The organism is Lelliottia wanjuensis, from assembly GCF_030238365.1.
GTDB classification, from domain to species: domain Bacteria; phylum Pseudomonadota; class Gammaproteobacteria; order Enterobacterales; family Enterobacteriaceae; genus Enterobacter; species Enterobacter wanjuensis.
The window spans coordinates 121,532-132,607 of the sequence record NZ_JASSOT010000068.1 but is presented as its reverse complement, the minus strand read 5'-3'; the positions used below and the strand labels follow the sequence as shown (position 1 = coordinate 132,607).

Here is an 11,076-nt window from a genome sequence, read left to right as displayed (position 1 = left end):
CTGTTTGAGCGAGAGTTACTCGTCTTCCAGCTCGATGTTGATACCCAGGGAACGGATCTCTTTCAACAGTACGTTGAAGGATTCCGGCATGCCCGGTTCCATCTGATGGTTACCGTCGACGATGTTTTTATACATCTTCGTACGGCCGTTCACGTCATCAGACTTAACGGTAAGCATTTCCTGCAGGGTGTATGCCGCGCCATATGCTTCAAGCGCCCACACTTCCATCTCACCGAAGCGCTGACCACCGAACTGTGCCTTACCACCCAGCGGCTGCTGAGTAACCAGGCTGTAAGAACCGGTAGAACGCGCATGCATCTTGTCATCAACCAGGTGGTTCAGTTTCAGCATGTACATGTAGCCAACGGTAACCTGGCGCTCGAATTGCTCACCGGTACGACCGTCGAACAGTGTGATCTGACCGGAAGTCGGCAGGCCACCCAGCTGTAACAGTTCCTTGATTTCAGACTCTTTCGCACCATCGAAGACCGGTGTTGCGATCGGCATACCTTTTTTCAGGTTCTCAGCCAGACGCAGAACTTCGTCATCGCTGAAGGTGTTCAGGTCAACTTTCTGACGAACATCAGTGCCCAGATCGTACGCACGCTGGATGAATTCGCGCAGTTTCGCGACTTCTTCCTGCTGCTTCAGCATGGCGTTGATTTTCTCGCCGATACCTTTCGCAGCCATACCCAGGTGAGTTTCGAGGATCTGACCAATGTTCATACGAGACGGTACACCCAGTGGGTTCAGCACGATATCTACCGGCGTACCGTTAGCATCGTGAGGCATATCTTCGATCGGGTTGATCTTGGAGATAACACCTTTGTTACCGTGACGACCTGCCATTTTATCACCAGGCTGAATCTGACGTTTAACGGCCAGATAAACCTTAACAATCTTCAGCACGCCTGGTGCCAGATCGTCGCCCTGAGTGATTTTGCGGCGTTTCGCTTCGAGTTTTTTCTCGAACTCGTGTTTCAGTTCGTCGTACTGCTCGGCCAGCTGTTCCAGCTGACTTTGTTTCTCTTCGTCGGCCAGGCCCAGTTCCAGCCAGCGGTCGCGCGGCAGCTTGTCGAGCTTCTCAGCTTCAATGCCACCGGAGACCAGCGCTGCGTAGATACGACTAAACAGGCCAGCTTCGAGGATCTGCAATTCTTCAGACAGGTCTTTCTTCGCCTGCTTCAGCTGCATCTCTTCGATTTCGAGCGCACGTTTGTCTTTTTCTACGCCATCGCGAGTAAAGACCTGAACGTCGATAACCGTACCGGAAACACCGTTTGGTACACGCAGAGAAGAGTCTTTAACGTCAGACGCTTTCTCACCGAAGATCGCACGCAGCAGTTTCTCTTCTGGCGTCAGCTGGGTTTCACCTTTCGGCGTAACCTTACCAACCAGAATGTCGCCGCCGGTCACTTCTGCACCGATGTAAACGATACCGGATTCATCAAGTTTAGAGAGCGCAGCTTCACCCACGTTCGGGATGTCAGCGGTGATCTCTTCTGGCCCCAGCTTGGTGTCACGGGACACACATGCCAGTTCCTGAATGTGAATCGTGGTGAAACGATCTTCCTGAACCACACGCTCGGAAACGAGGATGGAGTCTTCGAAGTTGTAACCGTTCCACGGCATGAACGCTACGCGCATGTTCTGACCGAGTGCCAGCTCACCGAGATCGGTAGACGGACCATCTGCCAGCACGTCGCCGCGCTCAACCGGCTCACCCAGGGAGACACACGGCATCTGGTTGATGCAGGTGTTCTGGTTAGAACGGGTGTACTTCGTCAGGTTATAGATGTCGATGCCTGCTTCGCCCGGATACATCTCGTCTTCGTTAACTTTGATAACGATACGGGAAGCATCAACGTACTGAACAGTACCGCCACGTTTAGCAACTGCGGTTACACCGGAGTCAACGGCAACAGCACGTTCCATACCGGTACCAACCAGCGGCTTATCAGCGCGCAGAGTCGGAACCGCCTGACGTTGCATGTTCGCACCCATCAATGCACGGTTGGCGTCATCGTGTTCCAGGAATGGAATCAGGGACGCACCAACAGAGACGATCTGCTGAGTGGAAACGTCCATGTAGTCCACCTGATCATTGCTGAACAGGCTGGATTCGCCTTTGCTACGGCAGGTAACCAGATCGTCAACGAAACGACCTTCTTCGTCCAGGTTGGTGTTCGCCTGAGCGATGACGTAGTTACCTTCTTCGATAGCAGACAGGTAATGAATTTCGTCGGTGACAACACCGTCAGTCACTTTACGGTACGGAGTCTCAAGGAAACCGTATTCGTTAGTCTGTGCGTACACGGACAGGGAGTTGATCAGACCGATGTTTGGACCTTCAGGCGTTTCGATTGGACATACGCGACCGTAGTGAGTCGGGTGTACGTCTCGAACTTCAAAGCCTGCACGTTCACGGGTCAGACCGCCTGGGCCGAGTGCAGAGATACGACGTTTGTGCGTAATCTCGGACAGTGGGTTGTTCTGGTCCATGAACTGAGACAGCTGGCTGGAACCAAAGAACTCTTTCACTGCGGCAGAAATTGGCTTGGCGTTGATCATATCCTGAGGCATCAGGGTATCCAGATCGCCCAGAGACAGACGCTCTTTCACCGCACGCTCAACACGTACCAGGCCAACGCGGAACTGGTTTTCCGCCATTTCGCCTACGGAACGGATACGACGGTTGCCGAGGTGGTCGATATCATCCACTTCGCCTTTGCCGTTACGGATATCAATGAGCTTTTTCATCACTTCGATGATGTCTTCTTTGCTCAGGATACCGGAACCTTCGATCGCGTCACGCAGCAGAGAACGGTTGAACTTCATACGACCAACCGCAGACAGATCGTAGCGGTCTTCGGAGAAGAACAGGTTCTCGAACAGGCTTTCAGCCGCTTCACGAGTTGGTGGCTCACCAGGACGCATCATGCGGTAGATTTCTACCAGTGCGCTCAGACGATCGGTCGTTGGGTCGACGCGTACAGTCTCAGAGATGTACGGACCGTGGTCCAGATCGTTGGTGAACAGCGTTTCGATACGTTTGTGGCCAGACTGGCTCAGCTTAGCCAACAGATCCAAGCTCAGCTCCATGTTAGCCGGGCAGATCAGTTCGCCAGTAGATGCATCAACGTAATCTTTTGCTGCCACTTTGCCCGCGATGTATTCAACCGGAACTTCGATGTGTTTGATTTCATCTTTTTCCAGCTGGCGGATATGGCGCGCAGTGATACGGCGACCTTTTTCCACGTACACTTTGCCGTCGGATTCGATGTCGAACGACGCGGTCTCACCACGCAGACGTTCCGGCAGCAGCTCCATTTGCAGCTTGTTGTCGCGGATCTCAAAGATCACTTTCTCGAAGAACAGGTCAAGGATCTGCTCAGTGGTGTATTGCAGCGCACGCAGAATGATGGTCGCTGGCAGTTTACGACGACGGTCGATACGGACAAACAGGTTGTCTTTCGGATCGAACTCGAAGTCCAGCCATGAACCACGGTAAGGAATGATACGCGCGTTATACAGTACTTTACCGGAAGAGTGTGTTTTACCTTTATCGCTGTCGAAGAAGACGCCCGGGCTACGATGCAGCTGGGAAACGATAACACGCTCTGTACCGTTGATGACAAAAGTACCGTTGTCCGTCATGAGTGGAATTTCACCCATGTAGACTTCTTGTTCTTTAATGTCTTTAACGGTGCCTTCTGGCGCTTCGCGCTCATAGACAACCAGACGCAGTTTGACGCGCAGCGGTGCGGAATAGGTCACACCACGGATCTGACATTCCTGAACGTCAAATACCGGTTCGCCAAGGCGGTAGCTGACGTACTGCAGCTCAGAATTACCGCTATAGCTTTTGATTGGGAATACGGAACGGAAGGCTGCTTCCAGACCATACTGCCCTTCAGGATCTTGCTCGATAAACTTCTGGAACGAGTCAAGCTGGATAGAAAGGAGATAAGGTATATCCAGAACTTGTGGACGTTTACCAAAATCCTTACGAATACGTTTTTTCTCGGTATAGGAGTAAACCATTAGGGTTCCTCAGCTCGCTGACAAGTCGACCCATCTGTCCGACGAAGGGACAGTTTGTGCAACACCGTTTTGTTGATCGGAAAATTGAATACTTTCCGCAATACCTGTTGCTATCACGCTTAAACCATTTCGTTGCGATTTACACAGAGCGAGCACCCTGTCGCAGTATATTAAGGCGTCGATAGAAACAAGCATTGTCAGGACAACCAGCAGTCAAACAGTGTGAAATGCTACTGGCGCCTTACAGCGCAAAAAGGCTGGTGACTAAAAAGTCACCAGCCATCAGCCTAATTTCTCAGGCTGCAACCGGAAAGGTTGGCTTATTTAACTTCAACTTCTGCGCCAGCTTCTTCCAGAGATTTTTTCAGTGCTTCTGCGTCATCTTTGCTCACGCCTTCTTTCAGAGCGGCTGGAGCAGATTCTACCAGGTCTTTAGCTTCTTTCAGACCCAGGCCAGTTGCGCTACGTACTGCTTTGATTACAGCAACTTTGTTAGCGCCAGCAGCTTTCAGAATTACGTCGAATTCAGTTTTTTCTTCAGCAGCTTCAGCCGGGCCAGCAGCTACAGCTACAGCAGCAGCAGCGGAAACACCGAATTTTTCTTCCATTGCAGAAATCAGTTCTACAACGTCCATTACGGACATAGCTGCAACTGCTTCAATGATTTGATCTTTAGTGATAGACATTTAAATTGTTCCTGAAAATCAGAATAAGTTTATACGTAAGCGAATGCTTGATAAAGAAAACGGCTATTAAGCAGCTTCTTTTGCATCGCGAACAGCAGCCAGAGTGCGAACCAGTTTGCCAGCCGAAGCTTCTTTCATGGTTGCCATCAGGCGTGCAATTGCTTCTTCGTAGGTCGGCAGGGTTGCCAGGCGATCGATTTGCGATGCCGGGATCAACTCACCTTCAAAGGCTGCGGCTTTGACCTCAAATTTTGCATTCGCTTTCGCGAAATCTTTGAACAGACGAGCAGCTGCGCCCGGGTGTTCCATAGAATATGCAATCAGGGTCGGACCAACGAACGCGTCTTTCAGGCACTCGAACTGAGTACCTTCAACAACACGGCGCAGCAGGGTGTTACGAACAACACGCATGTATACGCCGGCTTCGCGACCTGCTTTACGCAGTTCAGTCATTTTGTCTACAGTTACGCCGCGGGAATCCGCAACTACTGCAGACAGCGCGCCTTTGGCTACTTCGCTGACTTCAGCAACAATCGCTTGTTTGTCTTGAAGATTTAAAGCCATTAGCTTTGCTCCTGGATGTTTGCCGGAACTCATGTTCCGGAACTCACTTCACTCTTCCCAACGGAAAGAGCGTCTTAATACGGTGAGCAGAAACAAGCCAGAGTATCAGAAATAATCTTAGCGTTCTGTCACCGTCTACGCAGGGCATTAAGCCTCTTTCGAGACACCTGCGGTCTTCGACGGAGGCCTGGATTAGGCCAGGCTCCAACGAACAAATCTTTTTACCTGCTAACTTTCGTTAGCAAACGTGGGGGTAAGATTGTAGACAAATCCACCGCCCACGTAAAGGTATTAGTTTGCAGCAGCGCTCAGGCCAGCCTGGTCAACTGCAACACCTGCACCCATAGTGGTGGAGATGCTAATTTTCTTGATGTACACGCCTTTCGCCTGAGTTGGTTTCGCTTTTTTCAGCGCAACCAGCAGAGATTCCAGGTTTTCTTTCAATTTGTCAGCGTCGAAGTCCACTTTACCGATGGTAGTGTGGATGATGCCGTTTTTGTCGTTACGATAACGAACCTGACCTGCTTTAGCGTTCTTAACCGCTTCAGCAACGTTAGGCGTTACAGTACCGACTTTAGGGTTTGGCATCAGGCCGCGTGGACCCAGAACCTGGCCCAGCTGGCCAACAACGCGCATTGCATCCGGGGAAGCAATAACAACGTCAAAGTTCATTTCGCCTTTTTTGATCTGATCAGCCAGATCTTCCATACCTACCAGTTCAGCGCCGGCAGCTTTAGCAGCTTCAGCGTTTGCACCCTGAGCAAATACAGCTACGCGTACGGAACGGCCAGTACCGTGTGGCAGTACAGTTGCGCCACGAACGTTCTGATCGGATTTACGAGCGTCGATACCGAGGTTTACAGCAACGTCAACGCTTTCAACGAACTTAGCGGTAGCCAGTTCTTTCAGCAGAGCGATAGCTTCGGTGATCTCGTATTGTTTGGTCGCATCAACTTTGTCACGGATTACGGACATGCGCTTGGTCAGTTTAGCCATTTCTTAGTCCTCCACTACCAGGCCCATGGAACGTGCAGTACCTTCAATGGAGCGAGTCATCGCTTCAATGTCGGAACCAGTCATGTCGGCAGCTTTGGTCTGCGCGATTTCCTGCAGCTGAGCGCGGGAAATTTTACCCACTTTGTCTTTGTTCGGCTTACCGGAACCAGACTTGATACCAGCCGCTTTTTTCAGCAGAACTGCTGCCGGCGGGGTCTTGGTAACGAAAGTGAATGAACGGTCAGCGTATACGGTAATAACAACCGGAATTGGCAAACCTTTTTCCAGGGATTCAGTTTTTGCGTTGAACGCTTTACAGAATTCCATGATGTTAACACCCTGCTGACCCAGAGCTGGACCAACCGGTGGACTTGGGTTTGCCATACCAGCTGCAACCTGCAGCTTAACGTAGGCTTGTACTTTCTTAGCCATTCTAAAATCCTCTAAATGGGTTATAGCGCCTCAAGGAGGCTCCCCGTGATAAATATCGTCTTACGGGCCGAGACCCATAAAAACAAAAGGCGCGAAATTGTATTCCAATCTCGCGCCCTGTGCAACGATTAAATCGCCGCTTTTTTGATCGGCTGCTTAGGCTTTTTCTACCTGGGCAAAGTCCAGTTCTACCGGGGTCGCACGACCGAAGATAGAAACAGAAACTTTCAGGCGGGACTTCTCATAGTCCACTTCTTCCACCACACCGTTAAAGTCAGCAAACGGACCGTCGCTAACACGAACCATTTCACCCGGTTCAAACAGCGTTTTAGGACGCGGCTTATCACCCACCTGCTGCAGGCGGTTCATAATCGCATCAACTTCTTTGTCGCTGATTGGTGCCGGACGATCGGACGTGCCGCCGATAAAGCCCATTACGCGCGGGACGCTGCGCACCAGGTGCCAGCTTGCATCGTTCATCACCATCTGAACCAGCACGTAACCCGGGAAGAATTTGCGCTCACTTTTGCGACGCTGGCCGCCACGAATTTCGACCACTTCTTCGGTCGGAACCATGACGTCACCAAACAACTCTTCCATATTGTGTAATTTGATATGCTCACGCAGCGAAGTGGCTACGCGGCCTTCAAAACCGGAGAACGCCTGAACGACGTACCAGCGCTTTTTAGGGGCTTCAGACATCTTAGAACCTCAGGCCAGTGATAAAGGAAACCAGGCGAACCAGAATACCATCCAGTCCCCACAGGATCAGTGACATGACAGCTGTCACCGCTGCCACAATCAGCGTGGTGTGCAATGTTTCCTGGCGAGTCGGCCAAATGACCTTGCGAACTTCGGTTCGCGCTTCGCGGGCAAAAGCAACGGTTGCTTTACCTTTTGTCGTCAACAGCGCGACACCACCCGCTGCAGCAATAAGAATTACTACGGCCAGCGCACGCAACGGCAGCATCATGTCACGATAAAGGTAGTTACCTACAATAGCCACAATCAGCAGCACGGCAACAACTACCCACTTCATCGCTTCCAGGCCGCGACCGCTCCCTTGAGCTTCGGTATTCGCACTCATAAACCAACCTGTCAGAAGTATTCTACAAACAATTTCACCCCGCATTAGCGAGGCGATCCAACCCGAAAAAACAAACGCTTCTCGGACTAAACGCCCTCTACAGAGCCTGTCTCAGCAATGATTATGACAAATAAAATCACTGATGAGCCAGGTTCTGGTTCGAAAGCGTGCAAAAAGGGCATCAAATGATGCCCTTTTATTGCGCATTGCGTCAAATGTTATCAGCGATTAGCTGAGAACTTTAGCAACAACGCCTGCACCAACAGTACGGCCGCCTTCACGGATTGCGAAACGCAGACCGTCATCCATCGCGATTGGGTGGATCAGGGTAACAACCATTTTGATGTTGTCGCCTGGCATTACCATCTCAACGCCTTCTGGCAGTTCGATGGTACCGGTCACGTCAGTTGTACGGAAGTAGAACTGTGGACGGTAGCCTTTGAAGAACGGAGTATGACGGCCGCCTTCATCTTTGGACAGGATGTAAACTTCAGATTCGAATTTGGTGTGCGGCTTGATAGAGCCTGGCTTAGCCAGTACCTGACCACGTTCGATTTCTTCACGTTTGATACCACGCAGCAGAACACCAACGTTCTCACCAGCACGGCCTTCGTCCAGCAGTTTGCGGAACATTTCAACGCCAGTACAGGTAGACTTAGCAGTCTCTTTGATACCAACGATTTCAACTTCTTCGCCAACTTTAACGATACCGCGCTCTACACGACCGGTTACAACAGTACCACGGCCGGAGATGGAGAATACGTCTTCGATAGGCAGCAGGAACGGCTTGTCAATCGCACGCTCTGGTTCTGGGATGTAAGAATCCAGGAAGCCAGCCAGCTCAACGATTTTAGCTTCCCACTCTGCTTCGCCTTCCAGCGCTTTCAGAGCAGAACCACGGATGATTGGAGTATCATCACCTGGGAAGTCGTACTGGGACAGAAGTTCACGAACTTCCATTTCTACCAGTTCCAGCAGCTCTTCGTCATCAACCATGTCGCATTTGTTCAGGAACACGATGATGTAAGGAACGCCAACCTGACGACCCAGCAGGATGTGCTCACGAGTCTGAGGCATAGGGCCGTCAGTCGCAGCAACAACCAGGATTGCGCCATCCATCTGAGCAGCACCGGTGATCATGTTTTTAACATAGTCGGCGTGGCCCGGGCAGTCTACGTGTGCGTAGTGGCGAGTCGGGGTGTCATATTCAACGTGGGAAGTGTTGATGGTGATACCACGAGCTTTTTCTTCTGGTGCGTTATCGATCTGGTCGAATGCACGAGCAGAACCACCGTAGGTTTTAGCCAGAACGGTAGTGATTGCAGCGGTCAGCGTTGTTTTACCATGGTCAACGTGGCCGATAGTACCGACGTTAACGTGCGGTTTTGTACGTTCAAACTTTTCTTTAGACATCGATTGTCCCTCTAAGACACGGATAAATCGGTGATATCACCACATCAACCAGGCAATATGCCTGAACTGTTGAATGCTTTTAAAGGTAAACAGAGAGAAACAGGGAGGAGAAGTGAAGTGGTGCTGATACCCAGAGTCGAACTGGGGACCTCACCCTTACCAAGGGTGCGCTCTACCAACTGAGCCATATCAGCACGTCTTGGAGCGGGCAGCGGGAATCGAACCCGCATCATCAGCTTGGAAGGCTGAGGTAATAGCCATTATACGATGCCCGCATCCTGAAACTCGGCTACCCAGTTCTTTCTGTAACAAAAAAGAGATTTCTCTCTTTTTATGTTTTGAGCTGATTGATGTTTTAGCCAGCTCAGGCGGCGATAACGCTGCCAGAAAGTGGTGGTGGGGGAAGGATTCGAACCTTCGAAGTCTGTGACGGCAGATTTACAGTCTGCTCCCTTTGGCCGCTCGGGAACCCCACCGGACTTGATGGTGCCGACTACCGGAATCGAACTGGTGACCTACTGATTACAAGTCAGTTGCTCTACCTACTGAGCTAAGTCGGCATCAAGTAGCGCGCATTCTATGGGGGCATGCGCAGTCATGCAACTAAAAAATTGCATAAAATGTTCTTTCGCTCAGATTTTGTGCGCCAGAAGGGAAAAACGCTGATATTTCGCCCATTGGCGTTTAAATATTCAGCATAAGCCCCGCAAATAACCCACCTATAGCGTAGCGTGATGCCCTGCGCGTAATGCATCACTTGTCTATATTTTTTCTTATTATTCCCGCCATCTGGTGTTAACCTCCTGCCCATTGTCCAAATTTAACTACTAAGTGATGAACCGCTGCCGACAAGAAGGCGTTGCTGCGCAGATAAAGGGTTCACAGAACACGCTTATGAGCAAAAAAGAGCAATCGTTAATGACACCCTATCTACACTTTAACCGCAGCCAGTGGGCCGCTTTACGTGACTCCGTCCCCATGACCTTAACGGAAGGGGAAATCGCGCGGTTAAAAGGGATCAACGAAGACCTGTCGCTGGAAGAGGTTGCCGAGATCTATCTGCCGCTCTCCCGCTTGCTTAACTTCTATATCAGCTCCAATCTTCGTCGTCAGGCGGTGCTGGAGCAGTTCCTTGGCACCAACGGCCAACGTATTCCTTATATCATCAGCATCGCGGGCAGCGTGGCGGTCGGGAAAAGCACCACCGCGCGTGTTCTGCAGGCGCTGCTGAGCCGCTGGCCGGAGCATCGTAGCGTTGAGTTGATTACGACAGACGGCTTCCTGCATCCGAATGAGGTGTTAAAAGAGCGCGGCCTGATGAAGAAGAAAGGCTTCCCGCTTTCTTATGATATGCACCGTCTGGTGAAATTCGTGTCGGATCTGAAATCCGGCGCGCCGAACGTCACAGCTCCGGTTTATTCCCATCTGATCTACGATCGCATCCCGGATGGTGACAAAACGGTGGCCCAGCCGGATATCCTGATCCTCGAAGGGTTAAACGTGCTGCAAAGCGGCATGGATTATCCGCATGACCCGCATCATGTGTTTGTCTCTGACTTCGTCGACTTCTCTATATACGTCGATGCGCCGGAAGACCTGCTGCAAAACTGGTATATCAATCGCTTCCTGAAGTTCCGCGAAGGGGCCTTTACCGACCCGGACTCTTACTTCCATAACTACGCCCAGCTTTCAGAAGAGGAAGCGGTTAACGTGGCGACGTCGCTATGGAATGAGATCAACTACGTGAACCTGAAAGAGAACATCCTGCCGACGCGCGAACGTGCGAGCCTGATCCTCACCAAAAGTGAAAATCACGCCGTCGACCAGATTCGCCTGCGCAAATAGCGAGTCAGC

9 protein-coding genes and 4 tRNA genes are annotated in these 11,076 nt (G+C 51.1%); 1 reads left to right on the top strand and 12 read right to left on the bottom strand.

From position 1 onward, the window contains the following. Window positions 1-15 precede the first annotated feature (15 nt). The 12 genes from rpoB to QQF33_RS21095 all read right to left on the bottom strand — a co-directional run bounded on the left by rpoB (window position 16) and on the right by QQF33_RS21095 (window position 9,782). Window positions 16-4,044: a DNA-directed RNA polymerase subunit beta gene (rpoB, locus tag QQF33_RS21150; RefSeq protein ID WP_285145695.1), complete on the bottom strand. Its 4,029-nt coding sequence runs from the start codon at window positions 4,042-4,044 to the stop codon at window positions 16-18. A 320-nt stretch (window positions 4,045-4,364) separates the two neighbouring features. Beyond that, entirely contained in the window at window positions 4,365-4,730 is a 366-nt protein-coding gene (rplL, locus tag QQF33_RS21145; protein WP_095280280.1) for a 50S ribosomal protein L7/L12, read from the bottom strand. A gap of 66 nt (window positions 4,731-4,796) precedes the next feature. Beyond that, entirely contained in the window at window positions 4,797-5,294 is a 498-nt protein-coding gene (gene rplJ / locus QQF33_RS21140; RefSeq protein WP_007704673.1) for a 50S ribosomal protein L10, read from the bottom strand. Window positions 5,295-5,585: 291 nt separating this feature from the next. After that, window positions 5,586-6,290 carry a 50S ribosomal protein L1 gene (gene rplA / locus QQF33_RS21135; protein ID WP_282493098.1) on the bottom strand — a complete coding sequence of 235 codons (705 nt, stop codon included), beginning with the start codon at window positions 6,288-6,290 and terminating at the stop codon, window positions 5,586-5,588. 3 nt (window positions 6,291-6,293) lie between these two features. Further along, complete coding sequence (gene rplK / locus QQF33_RS21130) at window positions 6,294-6,722, bottom strand: 50S ribosomal protein L11 (protein WP_004097640.1); 429 nt, start codon at window positions 6,720-6,722, stop codon at window positions 6,294-6,296. A 156-nt stretch (window positions 6,723-6,878) separates the two neighbouring features. After that, window positions 6,879-7,424, bottom strand: coding sequence for a transcription termination/antitermination protein NusG (nusG, locus tag QQF33_RS21125; RefSeq protein ID WP_125295710.1), 546 nt, complete (start codon window positions 7,422-7,424; stop codon window positions 6,879-6,881). A 1-nt stretch (window position 7,425) separates the two neighbouring features. Further along, complete coding sequence (gene secE, locus QQF33_RS21120; RefSeq protein ID WP_003862342.1) at window positions 7,426-7,809, bottom strand: preprotein translocase subunit SecE; 384 nt, start codon at window positions 7,807-7,809, stop codon at window positions 7,426-7,428. 228 nt (window positions 7,810-8,037) lie between these two features. Further along, window positions 8,038-9,222, bottom strand: coding sequence for an elongation factor Tu (gene tuf, locus QQF33_RS21115; RefSeq protein WP_285148659.1), 1,185 nt, complete (start codon window positions 9,220-9,222; stop codon window positions 8,038-8,040). 118 nt (window positions 9,223-9,340) lie between these two features. Further along, window positions 9,341-9,416, bottom strand: a tRNA-Thr gene (locus tag QQF33_RS21110). 6 nt (window positions 9,417-9,422) lie between these two features. Beyond that, window positions 9,423-9,497, bottom strand: a tRNA-Gly gene (locus QQF33_RS21105). A gap of 116 nt (window positions 9,498-9,613) precedes the next feature. Continuing rightward, a tRNA-Tyr gene (locus QQF33_RS21100) sits at window positions 9,614-9,698 on the bottom strand. An 8-nt stretch (window positions 9,699-9,706) separates the two neighbouring features. Further along, window positions 9,707-9,782 (bottom strand) — tRNA-Thr (locus QQF33_RS21095). A gap of 334 nt (window positions 9,783-10,116) precedes the next feature. Between QQF33_RS21095 and coaA the strand changes: the two genes are divergently transcribed. Further along, complete coding sequence (coaA, locus tag QQF33_RS21090) at window positions 10,117-11,067, top strand: type I pantothenate kinase (RefSeq protein ID WP_095280277.1); 951 nt, start codon at window positions 10,117-10,119, stop codon at window positions 11,065-11,067. The last annotated feature ends 9 nt before the right edge of the window (window positions 11,068-11,076 follow it).